The sequence below is a fragment of the Streptomyces sp. YPW6 genome, from assembly GCF_018866325.1.
GTDB lineage: Bacteria > Actinomycetota > Actinomycetes > Streptomycetales > Streptomycetaceae > Streptomyces.
Window position 1 is genome coordinate 3,138,060 of the sequence record NZ_CP076457.1, and the last position, 18,324, is coordinate 3,156,383.

General features: G+C 72.2%; 19 protein-coding genes. 11 read left to right on the top strand and 8 right to left on the bottom strand.

Features of this window, described 5'->3' with window-relative positions; translation table 11 throughout:
* Positions 1 to 89: 89 nt before the first annotated feature.
* Positions 90 to 1,157 carry an EamA family transporter gene (locus KME66_RS13665; protein WP_253208324.1) on the top strand — a complete coding sequence of 356 codons (1,068 nt, stop codon included), beginning with the start codon at positions 90 to 92 and terminating at the stop codon, positions 1,155 to 1,157.
* Between the two features lie 88 nt (positions 1,158 to 1,245).
* Here KME66_RS13665 and KME66_RS13670 read toward each other — a convergent pair whose 3' ends face one another.
* A complete protein-coding gene (locus KME66_RS13670) occupies positions 1,246 to 3,561 on the bottom strand; it encodes a glycoside hydrolase family 3 N-terminal domain-containing protein (RefSeq protein WP_216322279.1) in 2,316 nt (771 codons plus the stop codon).
* Between the two features lie 192 nt (positions 3,562 to 3,753).
* Between KME66_RS13670 and KME66_RS13675 the strand changes: the two genes are divergently transcribed.
* The gene (locus KME66_RS13675; protein WP_073220408.1) at positions 3,754 to 4,353 is read left to right on the top strand and encodes a TetR/AcrR family transcriptional regulator; all 600 of its coding nucleotides are present in this window, start codon (positions 3,754 to 3,756) and stop codon (positions 4,351 to 4,353) included.
* Between the two features lie 28 nt (positions 4,354 to 4,381).
* Here the strand turns inward: KME66_RS13675 and KME66_RS13680 are convergent, their stop codons facing one another.
* Both KME66_RS13680 and KME66_RS13685 read right to left on the bottom strand, forming a co-directional pair.
* Positions 4,382 to 4,741 carry a hypothetical protein gene (locus KME66_RS13680; RefSeq protein WP_216322282.1) on the bottom strand — a complete coding sequence of 120 codons (360 nt, stop codon included), beginning with the start codon at positions 4,739 to 4,741 and terminating at the stop codon, positions 4,382 to 4,384.
* On the bottom strand, positions 4,738 to 5,640 hold the full coding sequence (locus tag KME66_RS13685) for a CPBP family intramembrane glutamic endopeptidase (protein ID WP_073219648.1): 903 nt from the start codon (positions 5,638 to 5,640) through the stop codon (positions 4,738 to 4,740). Before KME66_RS13685 ends, KME66_RS13680 begins: the two co-directional genes overlap by 4 nt.
* Before the next feature lie 536 nt (positions 5,641 to 6,176).
* On the opposite strand from KME66_RS13685, the gene KME66_RS13690 reads away from it, so the two are divergent.
* Positions 6,177 to 6,962, top strand: a complete 786-nt coding sequence (locus KME66_RS13690) for an SAM-dependent methyltransferase (RefSeq protein ID WP_073220405.1) — start codon at positions 6,177 to 6,179, stop codon at positions 6,960 to 6,962.
* Here KME66_RS13690 and KME66_RS13695 read toward each other — a convergent pair.
* Together KME66_RS13695 and KME66_RS13700 are read right to left on the bottom strand one after the other, a co-directional pair.
* Entirely contained in the window at positions 6,935 to 8,050 is a 1,116-nt protein-coding gene (locus KME66_RS13695; protein ID WP_216322284.1) for a hypothetical protein, read from the bottom strand. The genes KME66_RS13690 and KME66_RS13695 overlap by 28 nt on opposite strands.
* 165 nt (positions 8,051 to 8,215) lie before the next feature.
* Positions 8,216 to 8,836 (bottom strand): TetR/AcrR family transcriptional regulator, encoded by a 621-nt coding sequence (locus KME66_RS13700; RefSeq protein ID WP_073219643.1) that lies wholly within the window; start codon positions 8,834 to 8,836, stop codon positions 8,216 to 8,218.
* A gap of 68 nt (positions 8,837 to 8,904) precedes the next feature.
* Between KME66_RS13700 and KME66_RS13705 the strand changes: the two genes are divergently transcribed.
* A complete protein-coding gene (locus KME66_RS13705; protein ID WP_253208326.1) occupies positions 8,905 to 10,257 on the top strand; it encodes an alpha/beta fold hydrolase in 1,353 nt (450 codons plus the stop codon).
* Between the two features lie 125 nt (positions 10,258 to 10,382).
* Here the strand turns inward: KME66_RS13705 and KME66_RS13710 are convergent, their stop codons facing one another.
* Positions 10,383 to 10,826: a hypothetical protein gene (locus KME66_RS13710; protein WP_216322287.1), complete on the bottom strand. Its 444-nt coding sequence runs from the start codon at positions 10,824 to 10,826 to the stop codon at positions 10,383 to 10,385.
* 82 nt (positions 10,827 to 10,908) lie between these two features.
* Between KME66_RS13710 and KME66_RS13715 the strand changes: the two genes are divergently transcribed.
* From KME66_RS13715 to KME66_RS13730, 4 genes are all read left to right on the top strand, one after another.
* The gene (locus tag KME66_RS13715; RefSeq protein ID WP_253208327.1) at positions 10,909 to 11,736 is read left to right on the top strand and encodes a helix-turn-helix transcriptional regulator; all 828 of its coding nucleotides are present in this window, start codon (positions 10,909 to 10,911) and stop codon (positions 11,734 to 11,736) included.
* Positions 11,733 to 11,972, top strand: coding sequence for a DUF397 domain-containing protein (locus KME66_RS13720; RefSeq protein ID WP_216322290.1), 240 nt, complete (start codon positions 11,733 to 11,735; stop codon positions 11,970 to 11,972). Before KME66_RS13715 ends, KME66_RS13720 begins: the two co-directional genes overlap by 4 nt.
* A gap of 40 nt (positions 11,973 to 12,012) precedes the next feature.
* Complete coding sequence (locus tag KME66_RS13725) at positions 12,013 to 12,429, top strand: DUF6336 family protein (protein ID WP_216322292.1); 417 nt, start codon at positions 12,013 to 12,015, stop codon at positions 12,427 to 12,429.
* A 256-nt stretch (positions 12,430 to 12,685) separates the two neighbouring features.
* Complete coding sequence (locus KME66_RS13730) at positions 12,686 to 13,894, top strand: APC family permease (protein WP_216329328.1); 1,209 nt, start codon at positions 12,686 to 12,688, stop codon at positions 13,892 to 13,894.
* 28 nt (positions 13,895 to 13,922) lie between these two features.
* Here KME66_RS13730 and KME66_RS13735 read toward each other — a convergent pair whose 3' ends face one another.
* Positions 13,923 to 14,153 carry a hypothetical protein gene (locus KME66_RS13735; protein ID WP_216322295.1) on the bottom strand — a complete coding sequence of 77 codons (231 nt, stop codon included), beginning with the start codon at positions 14,151 to 14,153 and terminating at the stop codon, positions 13,923 to 13,925.
* A 54-nt stretch (positions 14,154 to 14,207) separates the two neighbouring features.
* A complete protein-coding gene (locus tag KME66_RS13740) occupies positions 14,208 to 14,645 on the bottom strand; it encodes a hypothetical protein (protein ID WP_216322298.1) in 438 nt (145 codons plus the stop codon).
* Between the two features lie 267 nt (positions 14,646 to 14,912).
* Here KME66_RS13740 and KME66_RS13745 point away from each other — a divergent pair, with 267 nt between their 5' ends.
* The 3 genes from KME66_RS13745 (at position 14,913) to KME66_RS13755 (ending at position 18,234) form a co-directional block, all read left to right on the top strand.
* Complete coding sequence (locus KME66_RS13745) at positions 14,913 to 15,782, top strand: helix-turn-helix transcriptional regulator (RefSeq protein ID WP_073219625.1); 870 nt, start codon at positions 14,913 to 14,915, stop codon at positions 15,780 to 15,782.
* A complete protein-coding gene (locus KME66_RS13750) occupies positions 15,757 to 16,563 on the top strand; it encodes an SAM-dependent methyltransferase (protein WP_073219622.1) in 807 nt (268 codons plus the stop codon). Before KME66_RS13745 ends, KME66_RS13750 begins: the two co-directional genes overlap by 26 nt.
* A gap of 90 nt (positions 16,564 to 16,653) precedes the next feature.
* On the top strand, positions 16,654 to 18,234 hold the full coding sequence (locus KME66_RS13755; protein WP_216322301.1) for a helix-turn-helix domain-containing protein: 1,581 nt from the start codon (positions 16,654 to 16,656) through the stop codon (positions 18,232 to 18,234).
* Positions 18,235 to 18,324 lie beyond the last annotated feature (90 nt).

Below are 18,324 nucleotides of genomic sequence, written 5' to 3' on the forward strand. Positions count from 1 at the left end.
CGTTTCCGGGCTCGTCTTCGGGCTCGGTTCTGCGCTCGACCCGCCGATTATCTTCCATGGAAGCTACTATACCTTCCATGGAAGGTAATATGAGATGGACACTGACCACGGCCGTGGCACCGGTCGCCTGGGGCGCGACCTACTTCGTCACCCGGGAGTTCCTTCCCGCCGGAAATCCCCTGTACGGAGCGGTGATCCGGGCGCTCCCCGCCGGGCTGCTCCTGCTGGCCGTGTGCCGGAAGCTGCCGCGCGGGAGCTGGTGGCTCAAGTCCCTGGTCCTGGGCGCGCTGAACATGAGCGGCTTCTTCGCGCTCGTGTACGTGGCGGCCCAGCGCCTCCCGACGAGCATGGCCTCGATCATCATGGCGGTGGTGCCCCTGGCCATGATGCTGCTCGCCTGGGGGCTCGTCGGCGAGCGGCCGGGGTCGCGGCATCTCGCGGGGGCCGGCGCCGGCATCGCGGGCGTCTGCCTGATGGTGTTCACGGCGACCGGGCCCGTGGACGCCCTCGGCATCCTCGCCTCCGTCGCCGCCATGGGCGTCTCCTCGTTCGGGTACGTCCTCGCCAAGCGCTGGAGCGGCGAGGTGGACGTCCTCGCCTCGACCGGCTGGCAGCTGACCGGCGGTGGGCTGCTGCTCCTGCCCTTCGCGGTCCTGGCCGAGGGTGCGCCGCCCTCGCTCGACGGTCCGGCTCTCCTCGGCTTCGCCTACGTCACCGTCGTGGCGACGGCGGTCGCCTTCGCCGCCTGGTTCGCCGGTCTGGCCCACCTGCCCGCGGGCACGGTCGGTCTCCTCGGGCTGCTCAACCCGGTGACAGGCGTCCTGCTGGGCGTCCTGATCGCCCACGAGACGCTGTCGGGGCGGCAGATGTGCGGCCTGCTGCTCACCCTCTGCGGCGTCCTGCTCGGCCGGCAAACAGCCCGGCCGCACCGGACGCCGGGCCGGGCCGGGGACCGGACGCCCGAACAGACCGGGAACCGGCCCCCCGACCGGACGCACGAACAAACCGGGAACCGGCCCCCCGACCGAACCGGGAACCGGACGCACGAACAGACCGTGAGCCCGACGCCCGACCGGACCGGGGTCCCGGCACCCGACCGGACCGGACACCGGGAAGTCGTGGAGTGCGCCCGCGGGGACGGCCCGGCCGGGAGGTGAACCGGAGTCCGCCGCCCGCCGATGGGAACGCTCCCGCGATCACGCGCGGGGCGCCCCTCGGCGGGTGCCGCCGCCCGCCGTCCACAGCTCACCCCTTGACCGTGAACTCCCCCCGCAGCAGCACCTCGTCCCGGGACGACGGGCCCACCAGCAGTTCGAAGCGGCCCGGCTCCACCCGGCGCACGCCCTCCGCGTCCACGAGCGCGCAGTCGGCCACCGGAAGCGCGAAGAGGATCTCGCGCGACTCCCCCGGGGCCAGCGCCACCTGCCGGTAGGCCTTCAGCTCCTTCTCCGCCCAGGTCACCGACGTCACCGTGTCGCTCACGTACAGCTGCGCCGTCTCCAGCGCGGGCCGCGCCCCCGTGTTGGTCACCGTGACCCGGGCCCGTACGGTCTCCGACGCGTCGACCACCGCCGTCAGCACCTCCAGGTCCGTGTAGGCGACCGTCGAATAGCTCAGCCCCTCGCCGAAGGCGAACGCCGGACGCTGGGTGAGGTCCGCGTAGCGCGTACCGTGCTGGCCGCGCACCTGGTTGTAGTACGTCGGCTGCTGGCCCGCGTGCCGGGCGAAGGACAGCGGCAGCCGACCGGTCGGCTCGATCCGCCCGAGGAGCAGTTCGGCGACCGCCCGGCCGCCGAGCATGCCCGGGTTCGCCGCGTACACGATCGCCGCCGCACCGAGCGCGGACGGCGGCAGCACCAGCGGCTTGGAGCTGATGACGACGACGACCAGCGGCTTCCCCGTCGCGGCCAGGGCGTCCAGCAACGCGACCTGGTCGCCGACGAGTTCGAGGGTCGCCGTCGACTTGCCCTCGCCGACCAGCTCGATGCGGTCGCCGACGACGGCCACCACATGGTCGGCGGCCTCGGCGGCGGCGACGGCCTCGGCGATCAGTTCCGGGTCGGGCGCCGCCGGGTGGACGACCTCGGGGCGGGGCTGCCCGTCGGGGAAGAACTCCCCCTCCGGGTCCGGCCCGACATCCAGGATCCGGGCCCCGGGCGCGTACGAGACGGTCCAGCCGGCGGGCGCCTGGTCGCGGAAGCCGTCCAGAACCGTACGGATCATGGCGCGCGGCTGGCCGTCCGGCAGCCAGTCGGCCTGCCCGGAGGAACCCGCCCAGTCGCCCAACTGGGTCTGTGCGTCATCCGCGTTGGGCCCGACGACCGCGACCGTGCGGGGACCGGGGCCGGTGGCCCGCCCGGCCGAACCGGTACCGGGGCCGGAGGACCGCGCCTCCCCTTCGGCCTCCGAACCGCCCGCGAACGGCAGCGTCCCGTCGTTGGTCAGCAGTACCAGCGAACGGCGGGCGGCCTCCAGGTTCAGCTCCGCGTGCGCCCCGCAGCCGATGACCGCAGCCTGCCGGTCGGCATCGGGGTGGCGCGGGTCCTCGAAGAGCCCGAGCTCGAACTTGAGCGTCAGGATGCGGCGTACGGCGGCGTCGATCTCCGCCTCCGCCAACTGACCCTGCGCTACCGCCTCCTGGGCCCCCTCGAAGAAGCCCGACGTGGTCATCACCATGTCGTTGCCCGCGCGGACCGCCGCCGCCGACGCCTGCGCGTAGTCGGCGTAGACCTTCTGCTCCCACACCATCCGGCCGACGTTGTCCCAGTCGGTGACCAGGGTCCCGGTGTAGCCCCACTCGCCGCGCAGCACCTCGTCGAGCAGCCAGTTGTTGACGGTGATCGGCACGCCGTCCATCGACTGGTAGCCGAGCATGAAGGTCCGGCAGCCCTCCTTCGCGACCCGCTCGAACGGCGGCAGGAACCAGGAGCGCAGCTTGCGCCGCGAGATGTCCGCCTCGCTGGCGTCCCGGCCGCCCTGGGTCTCGGAGTACCCGGCGAAGTGCTTGGCGCAGGCCAGGATCGCGGTCGGATCGGCCGGCCCGTCGCCCTGGTAGCCGCGCACCATCGCGGAGGCCAGCTCGCCGATCAGGAAGGGGTCCTCGCCGAACGTCTCGCTCACCCGGCCCCACCGCAGGTCCCGGGTGATGCAGAGGACCGGCGAGAACGTCCAGTGCACCCCGGTCGCCGCGACCTCCACCGCGGTCGCCCGCGCGATCCGCTCCACCAGCTCCGGGTCCCAGGTGGCGGCCATCCCGAGCTGCGTCGGGTAGATCGTGGCCCCCTCCCAGAACGAGTGCCCGTGGATGCAGTCCTCCGCGACGAGCAGCGGGATGCGCAGCCGCGTCTTCGCGGTGAGCGCGGCGGCCTCGCGCACCCGCTCCGGGGAGGCGTGCAGGATCGAGCCCGCGTGCAGGTCCTCGACGAGGTGCCGCACCCCCTCCTTGGCGTTGAGCTGGAGCATCTGCCCCACCTTCTCGGGCAGCGTCATGCGCCCCAGGAGGTCGGCGACCCGCTCCGCGACGGGCAGCGCGGGGTCGAGATACGGCGGCTTGAGACCCACAGGACTTCCTCTCACGACGGCCACGACGGCCACGACGGCGGCCACGGCTGCGACGGCGACGGCGACGGCCACGACGGTTTCGGCGGCACTCGCAGTACCGTACGCTCAATCCCGACCGTGTGGTAAGTATTCACCCCTGTGAGAATCTGGGGCGGAAGCAGAGAGGCGTGGCATGACAGCGGGTGAATGCGCGTGACCCCGGAAACCCGGCGCGGCTACGCCAAGGGGCGGGCCAAGCGGACCGAGATCCTCGACCAGGCGATGGCCCTGTTCGGCGAGGCCGGCTACCGGGGCGCGTCGCTGCGCGTCATCGCCACCCGCTGCGGGATCTCCCACCCGGGGCTCCTGCACCACTTCCCGACGAAGGAGGCACTGCTCCTCGCCGTCCTCCAGCGCCGCGACGACGTGGACGACGCGTGGCTGGCGCTCGGCGTCACCCGGGGTACGGACCATCTGCGCCGACTGGTGGACCTCGCCGAGCTGAACGCCAAACGGCGCGGGATCGTCGAGCTGTTCTCGGTGGTCGCGGCGGAGGCCACAGCCCCCGACCACCCGGCGCACGCGTACTTCGAGACCCGCTACCGTACGTCCGTCGCCAACACCGAACGCGCCTACCTCCAGGCCCGGGAGGCGGGCGAACTCCGCGACGACGTCGACCCCTCGGCCGCCGCGCAGCAGCTCATCGCGCTGATGGACGGCCTCCAGATCCAGTGGCTGATCAGCGACTGCGCGACGGACATGGCGGGGGTGCTGCGGGCGCACGTCCGGGCGCAGCTGACCGTGGAGTTCTGAATCCGCGCCGGTCCGGTCTCCGCGTCCCTCAGCCGAAGGCGACGCCCAGCAGATACGGGGCGAGGGTCAGCGTCACCGCCGGCGACCAGTACGCATACGGCGGCGCGGCAGGCATCAGTCTGCGCCGCATCCACAGGTTGAGCAGGGTCCACAGCCCCCCGAAGCAGGCCACCACCGGCACCACGATGACCAGCCACAGCCACATGCCGTCGTTCTCGGTCGGTTCCCGCCGGGTCCACCCCAGCTCCGCCAAGGGGCCGTTGGACAGCACGTACCAGACCAGGAAGGCCGGAACCACGGCCGGAATCCCCAGCAGCAGGTTCGCCACCACCGGGACGAAGGACTTCCACAGCCGCGGGCTCGCCCCGGAACCTCCCTCGGAGTTCACGGGCTCACCCGCTCGATCCCGCGGCGGTCGGCGATCCGGGCCACGATGAGGCAGTACAGCGGGGCGAAGACGAGTTCGGCGACCATGGCCTGCCAAGGGGCGTCGGCGGCGGTCTCGGTGCTGGCCAGCTCCCCGAAGCCGGCCGCCAGGCCGAAGGCCAGCAGGTTGTTGGCGACGTGCATGACGATCACGGCTTCGAGTCCACCGGTACGGATCACCAGCCAGCCCCACCACAGCGCCGAGTACAGCAGCAGGAGGAACCCGGAGAGCTCACCGAACCCGTGGGCCAGGGCGAACAGCAGGGACGCGACGGCGACGGCGGGCCAGGGCGTACGCGCGAACCGGCCGGCCACCTGGACCAGCCAGCCCCGGAAGACGTACTCCTCGGCGGCGGCCTGGAACGGTACGAGCGCCAGGATCACGGCCAGGCTCAGCAGGAAGACGGGCCACCCGGGAAAGCCGCTCCCCGACTCCCCGACCGGCTCGTCGTTCCAGGTCCAGGCGATCAGCAGACCGACCTGTACGGCCATCAGCGGGAACCCCACGGCGGCGCACCGCGCGAGCCAGCCCCAACGGAGCCGCCCGACGACGGAGGACACGGTCCCGGCGGGCCGCCGGCCGATCACGCGGGCGCCCCACAGGACGATGGGCAGGGCGATCGCGATACCGAGGAGCTGGACGGCCAGGTCGGCGACGGGGTCCTCGAAGGAGAGGTCGCTGTCCGGGTCCGCGGGGGCCGCGTCCAGCAGCTCCGCGAGGACCAGCCCGGAGATCCCGACGACCACGACGGCCAGCAGGACCAGCCCCACGACGGCTGCCAGCTCTCCGATCCAGCCGAACCGGCCGCCCTGGCCGTTGCGCCCCTGCTGGTCGTAGCGGGACCCGGAGGGCGCCCGCACCGGCCCGGCCGGCGGGCGGGTCCACTCCGGAGGCCGGTCCCAGCCGTGCCCGCCCTGCCACGGCTGCCCGCCCTGCCACGCCTGTCCGCCCTGCCACGGCTGTCCTGCCTGTCCGGGCGGGCGCGGCGGCTCGGCCGAGGAATCCGGCGGAGCCCAGGGCGACGGGGGCGACGGGGGCGGCGAGGACGACGAGTGCGGCGGCTGGGGCACGTCGGAAGGCGGGTTCACACCGCCGATCCTGGGTGTGCGGGGCGTACGAGGTCAAAGCATCGACCGGCACGGGTGAGCAGGGTCACGGCCACCGCAACGCCACGGTCACGAGTGGGTCGAGATGCGGCGCGGAAGGGAACCGCCGGCCGGATCCGCCCCTCATCGCCACCGCCGCAAGCCTCATCCACCCCTCACCGCCACCACCGCAAGCCGGGTCCGTCCTCCACGGGCACCACCGGGAACCGAACACCCCTGCGGACGGCAGGGGTTGCTGTGACAGACTGCGTCGACTGAATGGTCCACACCACGTGTATCTGGAGTTCGGTATGACGGCACAGGCGCCTCACCCCCCGATCGACACCAGCAAGCCGCACTCGGCCCGGGTCTACGACGCGCTGCTCGGCGGCAAGGACAACTACCCGGTGGACCAGCAGGTGGCGGAGCTCCTGCCCGTCGAGGCGAAGGTGGGCGCCCGGCAGCAGCGTTCCTTCATGAACCGGGCGACGGCCTGGCTGGCGGGCGAGGGCGTGACGCAGTTCCTGGACATCGGGACGGGCATCCCCACCGAGCCGAACCTGCACCAGACGGCCCAGGAGATCCGCCCCTCCGCCCGGGTCGTCTACTGCGACAACGACCCCATCGTCCTGCGCCACGCGGAAGCGCTGCTGGTCAGCCGGCCCGAGGGCGTGACGGACTACGTCCACGCGGATGTTCGCGAGCCCACGGTCATCCTCGACGCGGCCCGCGAGACGCTGGACTTCGACCGCCCGATAGCCATGTCCCTGCTCGGCCTCCTCCACTTCCTCCCCGACGCCGAGAAGCCGATCGACATCGTCCGTACGTTCGCCGACGCCATGGCGCCCGGCAGTTACGTCGTCCTGTCCCACGGCGCGTCCGACGTGAACGAGGAGAAGGGGGAGCAGGCCGGGGACGAGTACAAGAAGGGCGGCATCCAGCTGGCCCTGCGGACCCGCGAGGAGTTCTCGCGGTTCTTCGAGGGCCTGGAGATCGTCGCCCCGGGCCTGGTGAAGGCCCCGGAGTGGTTCAACGGAACGCCCGCTCCCACGCAGGAGTTCAGCGGCATCTACGTGGCCGTGGCCCGGGTCCCGTAACCGGAAGCGACCTCATCGGCGCGGGCCTCGGCGGCGACGCGCTCCCGCCAGGACGGCGGCGGAGGCGCGGGGTCGGCCTGGGCTCGGGCCAACATCAGCTCCGCCTCGGCGCGTTGCTGCGCACGGTGACAGGGCCCGCAGGTAGTGACCCACGACATGTGCGGCCGGAACACGTGCTCCTCACCGGGTCCGTCGCAGGCGATGAGGGGCAGCGGCAGAGGCGATGACGGTGGCGGAGGCGTGCTCTCCGCCACCTCCTCCGGACGCGGGGGCAGCTTCTCCACCAGCCGGTGCGCCAGGAACCCGAAGGCCGTACGCACCCCTTCCGCCGGCAGCGCACTGCTGAGCGCCAGCCGCAGGTCCCCGGCGCTCACCCCCCGCCGCAGCCACTCGGCGGCGAGCCCGGCGAGCTTGCGGGCTTCACGCACGCCGAGCGTGAGCTGACGGGCCTGATGCTTGAGCGACAGCAACACGCGCTCGGCGAGGACGAGTTCCTCCTGTGAGGGCGCTTGCGGTTCCTCCCCCGTCTCTTCCACTTCCGCGGCCGTTACGGCCGCTACGGGCTCCTCGGCTGTCTTCTCCGGCTCGGCCGCTTCGGTGGGTGGGTGGGAAGAGTCTTCGCCCTGTTCTTCGTCCGCGGGTAGGAGACCACCGACCCACCGAGGAGTCGGCTGACCGACCGTCGGAAAGTGCGCAGTCGGAGCTGACCAGGCATCCGGCACGGCGGAACCGCCGGTGTTCTCGTACCCGTCGGCGGGAACACCGGCGCGAAGCCGGGCGGCCTGACCGTCGGTCAGCGGCTCGTTGCTGAAGACCTGGACGGTCCGCCACCACCCGTTGGGAAGGTGCTCCCGCTTCTCGTGCACGTACCCGTACGTCACAAGGTCGGCCTTGGCCCTCTGGTAGGCGCGACCGGTCATCCGGAGAGCGCGGGCGTGCTCGCTCAGAGGCTTGTCCCGGTCCTCTTCGGGCAGCCCCTGGATGTAGAGCACGAGAATCTTCGCGTCGCTGCCGAGACGCGGGTGACGCACCAAAGTGTTGGAGGCCTTCGTGTAGCCCCGAGGGGGCGGGATAACATGCGACAGCATCGCGGGTGGACTCCTGATCCACTAGTGGTGAAGGCCCTCGGGTGGGTGCTCGATACACCTCCGGGGGCCGCTCCATGTGCCGAACAACGCGGCACGCGGAGCGTGATGTTGGAGATCACGTTACCGCAGAACGTGATGCTTCGATCACGCTCCGTCCACCCGGTCCTACTGTCGCGCGCTGTCGGCCCTGCGAAGATCACGGAACACCTCCGGGGTCGCCCACCCGCGCAGCGTCGCATGGATCGCCGAGTGGAACGCGGCATCGGCCGTGGCCGCGTCGAGGGCACCGGCCAGTTCGAGGGTCACGAGCCCGTGCAGGGTTCCCCAGACCGACAGGGCGATCGCCGTGGCATCCCCGGCGAGGACGGACGCGGTCAAGGCGCGGTCGATCGCCGCGAGGAGCGGACGGATCGGGTCGCCGGCACCGACCTCTCCCGACGGATCGAAGGCCTGCACACCACCGAACAGCACGGTGTACAGGTGGCGGTGACCGCACCCCCAACGCCGGTAGGCGACGGCCAGCGCGTAGAGGTCGGCGAGGGGACCCGCGGAGGTCCGCACCGCCGACAGGTCCTGGAAGAGCCCGGTGACGGCCCTGGCGCGCACCGCGCCGATCAGCCCGTCCTTGCCGCCGAACAACGAGTAGACCGCCGTCGTCGACGCCCCGGCGGCAGCGGCCACCGCACGGACCGAGACCGACTCCCGCGGACGGGTGGCGAGCATCTCGGTCGCACACTCCACCAGCCGCTCTCTGACGGCTTCGTCGTTCGTTCTGGGCCTACCCACGACCAGCAGCCTACCTCCTCTGATAACGTCGTTTTGAAACAGCGTTCTGAAACTGTCGGAGGTCCGCCGTGCCCAAGCCCGTGCCCACGCACCTGTACGCGATACGCCTCGCCCGCCTCACCGGACGCTTAGCGCTGGCCTTGGCCGCCATCACGACCCTGGCATTCACCTTCCTGGCGATGATCGCCCTCACGGACGGGGCGGCATCGGGGCTCGTCGCATGGTCGGCGACCCTCGGAACCGGCGTCGCGCTCGCGGCCTGGCGGAGCCGGCAACGCCCATGGCCGGCGCGGCTCGTGCCGTTCGTGCCGGTGGCCGTCGCGGCGGCGCTGACGGCGGCGGTCTGCGTCCCGACCGTACCGACAGACCGTCGAACTCCGTCAGAACTCCCCTTCGTGGCCACGCAGCACTGGGAGCTGGAGACGGGCAGCCGAGTGGCGGTGTACCACTACCCGCCCGCGAAGACCGACGCCCGGCAGCCGGTCCCGCTCGTGTACCTCCACGGAGGCCCGGTCCGCAGCATCTCCGTGCAGGACCACCGGTTCCTACGACTCCTGGCACGACAGGGCCACGACGTCTACGCCTACGAGCAGGCGGGCGGCGGCCGGAGCGACCTGCTGCCCATGAGTCAGTACACGATCTCCCGGTCGGTCCGCGACCTCGCCGCCTTCGTCGACCGCCTGGACCGGGGCAGGGCGGACGTCCTCGGCTTCTCAGGAGGCGGGGTGGTACTCACCCGGGCCCTGGCCGACCCTCGCGTCGCGGCCCGCCTGCACCGGGCGATCATCGCCGAGCCCGGCCCCATGGACGGACCCACCGCACGCGTCACAGGGCACAAGGGCCGCCCGTCCGCGCGTGGCCTCGCACCGGCCCCGACCGGACCACGTTCGACGCATGTCCCTCGTTACGCCGTCGCGTTCGGCCTCATGCGGCTCGGGCTCCTCTCCCCCGAGACCGGGCTGATCGGACAGGCCGAAGGCGCCAACGCCTTCACGGCCGCCGACCTCGGCAGCGACACCGCGTCCGCCTACTGTGCGCGCGACGCGGACCGCATACCCGTCGAGGACACCGCACAGAACTTCTCCTTCAGCGCCGCCGCCAGCCTCAGCATCCAGCAGACGGTCAAGGACTCGCCCTCCATCGCCCCGCGACTGCGGCACTCCCGGACCCCCGCGATGCTGATGATCGCCGAATGCTCCTCGCAGGTACGCCAATGGGCGACCGCCGTCCTCGCCTCCGCCCCCGGCATCGGACGCACGCAGTACATGCCCGGAGTCGGACACCACATGTGGAACGGCCTGGCCGACAACAACGCCCGAGCCGCCGCCGTCATCACGGCGTACCTCCAGGACAGGCCGGCACCCCTGCCGAATTACCCGTCCCGCGAGGAGATCCCGGCCTTCCTGCGCGACCATGAGTAGGCATCGGTCCACGCTGTGAACCGCGGCCACCACGTGATCGTTCCGCCCGCCGCCCCGCGCCGGGAGGGCCTGTGCAACGTGGCGAAGTCCGGTGGGCGGCGTTCGACGAGCGGCGGCAGCCTCACTCACTCCCGCACAGCGCACCCCGCCCGCAGCCAGGCCATCTCGTGCAGCAACCCGGCGTCCACGAAGGGGTCCTCGGCTGTGGGCCGCGACCGCCAGTCCAGCGGCCAGGTCCCGCCGCCCAGCGCGGGCACCCCGACGAACGCGTCGCCCCGGGCACTCCGGCTCATCGCCTCCACCCCGAGAGGCCACCGGTGCTCGGCGGCGGTCCCGGGCGCGAGCAGGAAGTACATGCTCCGCTCGCCGATGCCGGAGCGGACGATGGGCCCGGCCTGGAAGTCGGTGAACTGCATGACCTCGTACGCGATTTCCTCGCCGAGCAGGCCGATGGCCCGTACGGCGTCGAAGTGGATGCCGACGTGGCGGAGGGCGTGGCCGGAGGCGGGGATCCAGGAGGGGGTGGCGGAGGAGAAGGGGACCGGATCCGGTGAATTCTTCAGTTCCATGCGCTCAGCGTTGCGGCAGACACGTACGGTGACCAGGGTCACAAGCACGTTGTGAACAGTGGTGTACATGTGAGGTGAGCCCGTGCACTCCAGTGATCAGCCGGAAAGCACCGCCGAGATGTTCGGCCTGCTGCTGCGGCACTTCCGCGTGCTGGCCGGGCTGTCACAGGATCAGCTGGGCAAGCGCATCGGCTACTCCAAGTCCCAGGTGGCGATGGTGGAACGGGGCGCCCGTCCGCCGACGGACGTTTTCGTGCAACGTGCGGACGAGGTGCTGCGCGCACAGGGCGCGCTGATCGTCGCCGCACCGAAGCCGCCGAAGCAGACGGAGCGGCGGAACCCGCTGCCGGGGTGGTTCACGCCGTTCGCGGACGAGGAGGAGAAGGCGTGGGCGAGGCACTCGTACGAGAACCAGGTCATGCCAGGTCTGCTCCAGACGGAGTCGTACGCGAGGGCCGTCTTCACGAGTCGCTACCCGACCTATGACGACGACGAGATCGAGGCGAAGGTCGCCGCGCGCCTCGAACGGCAGAAGCTACTGTCCCGCAGGCCACTGCCCGACATCAGCTTCGTCCTGGAGATGATCGTGCTGACCCGGCCGATCGGCGGCCGTCGCGTGATGAAGGCCCAGCTCCATCACCTCGCCGAGGTGGCGCGGCTCCGGCACGTGCGCATCCAGCTGATGGATCCGGACCGGGAGGACCACGCGGCGCTGGACGGCCCGTTCGTCCTGCTGGAGACCGACAAGCGCCGGCAGCTCGCCTATATCGAGGGCCAGGGCGGCAGCTTCTTCGTCACGGAACAACCGCAGCTGGGGAACCTGTTCGGCAAGTATGGCGTCACCAGGGCCCAGGCATACACTCCGGAGAGGACGCTGGAGAAGATCGAGAAGATGGCAGAGGAACTATGAGTACCGACCTCCACTGGTTCAAGTCCAGCTACAGCGGCAGCGAGGGCGGCGACTGTGTAGAGGTGGCCCTCACCTGGTCCAAGTCCACCTACAGCGGAAACCAGGGCGGCGACTGCGTCGAGGTGGCCGCCTGCCCCCACACCGTCCACATCCGCGACTCCAAGGACCTCACCGTCCCCGCGCTCGCCGTCTCCCCCGACACCTGGACGTCCTTCGTGGAGTTCGCCGCGTCGTAGCGACCGGCTCGACGGCGCGGGGACGACAGGGGGCACGCACATGGTCCGCTTGAGCAGAGGTACGGACGGGGTGCTCGAACCGCGTCTGCGGCTGGGCAGTGTCATGGCGCGCGGCGCGGCGTACGGCGTGGGGGCTGCGGTCTGCGTCGTGGTCGCCGCGTTCGTCGTGCGGGATCACGACGCCCGTGTCGACCTGCTGGAAGCGACCACCTATCTGGGACTGCTGACCGGCGCGGTCTTCCTGGTGACCGGGCTGTTCTTCTGGGTGTGCAGCCTCGGCGAGATCCTGCGCTGGCGTGACTTCTTCGCGACCACCGGCCCCCACGAAGTGGTGTCCGTCGTCGGACCGTCCCTGGTCCGCGCCGGTGTCTTCCTGCTCGTGCCCGTTCCCTTCGCCTTCGGCCTGGGCCGACTCGTCACATCTGCGGAGTACGGCTCCTGGCTGTGGGGTGGCTGAGAACACGCGGCCCGCCCTGTGTGGTGCGCGACGTGGCACGCGGGGCTGACGACTGCCGTCGCGCAGCTTCACACGCCCCCAGGCCCTCACGCCCTTCCCTTCGCGGTGAGGGCTTCACCTCGATCGCCTATCGTGCGGCGGACCGCAGAACCTGCCCGCAAGGAGACAAGGCGTGAGCAGCAAGCCCCCGCGCGAAGCCGCGACCGCAGGCCCAGGAGCAGCCGCGCCCCCGGGCCAACTCCAGCGGCTGATCGGCGTGCCGGACGCGGTGATGATCGGCCTGGGGTCGATGATCGGCGCCGGGATCTTCGCCTCGCTCGCCCCGGCCGCCCGCGCCGCCGGATCCGGCCTGCTGCTCGGCCTCGCCCTGGCCGCCGTCGTCGCCTACTGCAACGCCACCTCCTCCGCACGGCTCGCCGCCCTCTACCCGGCATCGGGCGGCACCTACGTCTACGGGCGGGAGCGGCTCGGCGCGTTCTGGGGTTACCTGGCCGGCTGGGCGTTCGTCGTGGGCAAGACCGCATCCTGCGCGGCGATGGCGTTGACCGTCGGCTCCTACGTCTGGCCGGGCCAGGCGCACGCGATCGCGGTGGCCGCCGTGGTGGCCCTGACCGCCGTCAACTACGCGGGCATCCAGAAGTCCGTCCTGCTCACCCGCATCATCGTCGCCGTCGTCCTGGCGGTGCTCGCCGCCGTCGCGACCGCCGCCCTGACGTCAGGCGGGGTGAACGCGGCCCGCCTGGAGATCGGTACGGACGCCACGGCCACCGGTGTGCTCCAGGCGGCCGGGCTGCTGTTCTTCGCGTTCGCCGGGTACGCCCGCATCGCCACCCTCGGCGAGGAGGCCCGCGACCCGGCCCGCACCATTCCTCGCGCCATCCCGATCGCCCTGGGCATCACCCTCGTCGTCTACGCCCTCGTCGCCGTCTCCGTCCTCCTCGTCCTCGGCCCCGGCCCACTCGCCTCCGCCGAGGCCCCGCTCGCGGACGCCGCGCGGGCGGCAGACGCCGGCTGGCTCGTCCCCGTCGTCCGCGTCGGCGCGGCCGTCGCCGCCCTCGGTTCCCTGCTCGCCCTCATCCTCGGCGTCTCCCGCACCACCCTGGCCATGGCCCGCGACCGACACCTCCCCCACGCCCTGGCCGCCGTCCACCCGCGTTCCCAGGTCCCCCACCGGGCCGAACTCCTCGTCGGCGCCGTCGTCGCCGTGGCCGCCGCGACCACCGACGTACGCGGGGCGATCGGGTTCTCCTCCTTCGGCGTCCTCGCCTACTACGCCATCGCCAACGTCTCCGCCTGGACCCTGACCTCCGCCGAAGGCCGCCCGGCCCGGATTATCCCCGTCGTCGGCCTGGCGGGCTGCCTCGTCCTGGCCTTCGCCCTGCCGCTTCCCTCCGTGTTGACCGGAGCCGCCGTCCTCCTCATCGGCGCCGCCGCGTACGGCATCCACCGGGCCGTACCCTGGTAGACAGCCGCTCCCAGGCCCGGGGCTGCGGTCAGACCGCCTGCCCGATGGCCGCGCGGGCCACCAGGCGGAACTCCCTCACCACCTCGTAGAGGGCCCGCTCCCGTTCGGCGGCCAGGGCCGACCCCTCCGCCCTGCGGGAGGTGTCGCCCGCGCGGGCGTCCTCGGCCATGCCCCGCATGACGTACGAGAGGTCGGCGGAGGCGTTGGCGACACGTTCCGCGACGGCCGCGACCGACGCCGGGCCTTCGAGGACGACCACCTCGCAGGCCCGGTGGGCCTCACGCGCCGACCTTCCCCGTAGCGGCCGACAGGATCAGTCCTCCCCGTCCTCCGGCATCCTCGACCGCACCAACGACACCGGCTCCGTCTGCTGGTTGGAGGCGGAGACGCGGACCGTGTGACGGGTGAGGCGCAGGCCCATGTCCGTCAGGGCCTCGGTGTCGTAGAGCGCGCACAGCAGCGCGGCCGCGTCCGGGAGTGACAGCGGTTCCGTGTCGCTGAACCCCAACTGCCTTGCCGTTTCCGGGTCGTCGAGAGCGGCCTGCCGGGCGTGGGCGAGGACCTGGTGGGGATCGTCGACGACGAGTTCGTCGATCTGGATCCGCTGGGCGCGGACGCGCAGGTCGAGCGGGCGGTGCTGGGCGGTCCGGGGAGCCGTGACGACGGAGCGCAGCTTCGGGTGGACCAGCGGGGTCACGGCGGCCAGGCGGTTCAGCGGAGTCGGGTCGGTCAGGCCGGTCGGGTGGTTCATGCGGTGGGCTCCAGAGAACGGGCCGCCGGAACGACGGTGCACGGAACGGCAGAACGGGTGTAGGGCCACGAGGTGCGGAGTACCCGTAGCGGGTGGACGGAGGGGCTTGGGGCAAGATCGGCCCGGTCTTACCGAGTTGGCGTGCGATGGAGTCGGACATGCTTACCTTGGGAGCGCCGTGCGAGCGTCGCAAGGTGCGCTGTGTGCACCATGCGCAGACTGCGCGAAGTGTCGGACAGATCGAGCCGGAGCGGGAAGGGGGGAACAGTGGCGCGCGAACGGTCGGGCCGTACGGCTCGGCACCTGGTCCTGGTGGCCCGTCTGCGGCACCTGCGGGAGGGCGCCGGACTGTCCGTACCGCAGGCGGCGGCGCAGTTGGGCTGGCACCCTTCGACGCTGCGGCGGCTGGAGCAGGCGCAGACCTCCCTCGACGTGGGACAGGTGTCCGACCTGCTCGGCCTCTACGGGGCCGGGGCCGCCGAGACCGACGACATCATGGGGCGGCTCAACGCCGCGAACATGCCGGGCTGGTGGCATCCCTGGCGGGACGCCATGGCCCCCTGGCAGATGGACCTGATGAGCGTGGAGTCCGCCGCCGGCGTCGTCCGTACCTGGCATCCGGCGCTGGTCCCGCTGCTGCTGCGCACTCCGGCGTACGCGATGGCCGTGGACGAGGTCATGTTCCCCGAGCGGAACGCGGCCGAGCGGCGACGGCGCGCCGATTTCCTGGTGGAACGTCAGAAGCGGCTGCAGGAACAGCAGACCCGCCTCTGGGCGGTCCTGCCGGTCACCGCGCTGCGCTGCCAGGTGGGCGACGACGAGGTGATGCGCGAGCAGTTCCGCGTACTTCAACAGACAGCCGAGCGCGGGGATGTGACGATGCAGTTGCACCCCGAGTACGCACCGCCGCATCCCCTGACCGGTGTCCCGGCCCTCTCCCTGTACCGGGTGGAGATCCGGGAGATCGCCGACCATGTGGTGCGGGAGGGCGGGTTGCCCGGCACGGCGGAGGTGTGGGACAGCCCCCACCCCGTGCAGACGTATCAGGGAATGCTGGACGTGTCGTGCGTGATGGCGATACGGCCGGCCCGAACCAGAGAGGTGTTACAGGATGAGTACGACCGGAAATGGGCCTGAACTGCCCGCGCAGATCGACACGAGCGTCGCGCACTCCGCACGTGTCTGGAACTACTGGCTCGGCGGCAAGGACAACTTTCCGGCGGACCGTGCCGCGGGCGACGCCTACCGGGGGAAGTACCCGCTGATCGAGACGTTCGCGAAGGAGTCCCGGGACTTCCTGCGCCGGACCGTCACCTATCTCGCCCGGGACGCCGGGATCCGGCAGTTCCTCGACGTCGGGGCGGGGCTGCCGACCGCGAACAACACGCACGAGGTCGCCCAGCGGATAGCCCCGGAGTCCCGGATCGTCTACGTCGACCACGACCCGCTGGTGCTCCTGCACGTCCACGCGCTGCTGACCAGCGCTCCCGAGGGTGCGACCGCCTACGTGGAGGCGGACATGCGGGACACCGAGACCGTCATCACCGGGGCCGCCAAGACCCTGGACCTGACCCAGCCCGTCGCCCTCGTCATCAGTGACGTCCTGGGCCACATCGTGGACTGGGACGACGCGCTGTCCCTGGTACGGCGGCTGGTGGAGCGCCTGCCCTCCGGCAGCTACCTCTCGCTCAGCCACTCCACCGCCTCCGACGAGGCCCACCGGGCCGTCCAGGACGAGTACAACGCGAGCGGCGCGATCCCGTACATCTTCCGGGAGCCGGAGACCACGGTCGCCTTCTTCGACGGGCTGGAGATGGTGGAGCCGGGGATGGTGTCCTGGCCGAACTGGCGGCCCGACGCGAACACCGGCACCACCACGGCGCGGGCCGGATGGGGCGCGGTCGCCCGCATCCCCTGATCCACGCCCCGCCCTCACCTCCCCACCTGCCGTGCCGCGTACGGGTTTGTCGCCGTACGCGGCACGCACGGCCCGCAGAGGCTCTCCCCCATGAGCACCACAGGTACGACCGGCCGCGAGGCCGCCTGCCCGGACGGCGACCGGCACGCGCGGGCGACGACGGACCGGCTGCTGCGGGCGGCGACCCGGTCCGGTGCGCATCTGATCGCCGAGGCCGCGTTACTGGTCCAGGGGTGGGCGGTGCTGGCCGACCCGATCGCCGGAGCCGTTTACAGCACGCCCGCCGCCGCGGCCGCCGACGGTGTGCACGCGGCCGCCGACCCGCGCGAACACCCGCACTGCCTCCAGCGCCCGGCCGCCGGAGCCGTCCTCGTGCTGGCCCCCGGGCCCACCGTCTCCCCGGAACAGGCCGCCCGCGTCGCCACGAACACCGCGGCGCTCCTGGAGGTGCGCGGGCAGCGGGCGGCGGAGCTGCGGGGCGAGCAGATGCGGCTGCACACCACCCTCGTCCGGCTGCTGCTGGCCGGCCACACCGCCGCCGTCGCCGACATCCTGGGCGGGAACAGGCTCACCCATGTCACGGTCTACCGGCTCACCGGCGCCGACGTCCCCACCGCCCACCAGGTCCTGTGGCGGGCCGTGGGTCCCTCACTCGCCCCGCACGCCGACGCCTGCACCCTGCTGGGCCGGCTCGACGGTGAACTCGTCGTCGCCGAACTCCACCGCGGCGGCGACGACGGGCGGGTCCTGCGCCTGGTCTCCCGGGTGAGCGAGCGGCACCAGCTGCTCGCGGGCATGGCCGGACCCCTGCCCCTGGCCGAGATGCCCACCGCGCACAGCGACGCCGCCGCCGCCCGGCACAGCGCCACTCCCGACCGCCGCATCGTCCCCGCCGACGCCGTCGGCACCGCGCCGCTCGCTCCCCTCCTGCCCACCGCCCCGTACGCCCGCTGGGCGGGAGCCGCGCTGCGCCCGCTGAGCCCGGCCCAGCAGCACCTGCTCCTCGTGTGGCTCCGCACCGGCTCCAAGCCCCGCGCCGCCGCCGCGCTCGGTCTGTCCGCCGGCACCGTACGGGCCCGCATACGGGAGCTGTCCCGGCTGCTGCGCGCGGACCTGGAGGACGCCACCGTACGGGCGCATCTGCTGCTCGCCCTCCGCGCGCCCGCCCCCGCCGACGCGGACACCGACACCGACTCGGACACCGACCCCGACCTCGACCCCGACGAGGGCGAGCACGGCGGTGAGAGCGGGAGCGCAGGCGGCGACCGGGACGGCAGCGGGACCGGGGGCCGGGACGGCGAGGGCTGGGACGGCGGCGGCAGCGGGACCGGTCCGGCCCGCCTGGAGACCCTGCCGGCCGGGCTCCTGGACACCGAGGCGACCCGGTCCTGGGCGCGCGGCCTGGTCGGCGGCCTGAAGCCGCACCTGCGGATCGCACTGGCCTGCTGGCTGCGCCACCACGCCAGAACCGCCCCCGCGGCGGCCGAGCTGCACCTCCACCGCACCACCCTGGCCAACTGGCTCACGCAGTGCGCCGACCACCTCGGCCAGAACCTCTCCGACGCCACCGTGCGCGCCGAGATCCACCTCGCGCTGCTGGCGACCCGGACCGGCCCCGACGACCCGGCAGCCCTGCCCCGGCGCGGCGGGCGCACCTATCGCAGCCTGTGACGAGGCTCTCTTCTGCCCCGCCCCTACCCCCGCGTCTCCGCCTCCCCGCCCTTACGCGCGGGCGGGGGACAGGGGAAGAAGGGGCACCGA

Bases quoted from the DNA above. Each gene is read 5' to 3' on its own strand.
- KME66_RS13665 (WP_253208324.1), top strand. From the start codon at position 90: ATGAGATGGACACTGACCACGGCCGTGGCACCGGTCGCCTGGGGCGCG.
- KME66_RS13690 (WP_073220405.1), top strand. From the start codon at position 6,177: ATGACGGCACAGGCGCCTCACCCCCCGATCGACACCAGCAAGCCGCAC.
- KME66_RS13695 (WP_216322284.1), bottom strand. From the start codon at position 8,050: ATGCTGTCGCATGTTATCCCGCCCCCTCGGGGCTACACGAAGGCCTCC.
- KME66_RS13710 (WP_216322287.1), bottom strand. From the start codon at position 10,826: ATGGAACTGAAGAATTCACCGGATCCGGTCCCCTTCTCCTCCGCCACC.
- KME66_RS13720 (WP_216322290.1), top strand. From the start codon at position 11,733: ATGAGTACCGACCTCCACTGGTTCAAGTCCAGCTACAGCGGCAGCGAG.
- KME66_RS13725 (WP_216322292.1), top strand. From the start codon at position 12,013: ATGGTCCGCTTGAGCAGAGGTACGGACGGGGTGCTCGAACCGCGTCTG.
- KME66_RS13740 (WP_216322298.1), bottom strand. From the start codon at position 14,645: ATGAACCACCCGACCGGCCTGACCGACCCGACTCCGCTGAACCGCCTG.
- KME66_RS13750 (WP_073219622.1), top strand. From the start codon at position 15,757: ATGAGTACGACCGGAAATGGGCCTGAACTGCCCGCGCAGATCGACACG.
- KME66_RS13755 (WP_216322301.1), top strand. From the start codon at position 16,654: ATGAGCACCACAGGTACGACCGGCCGCGAGGCCGCCTGCCCGGACGGC.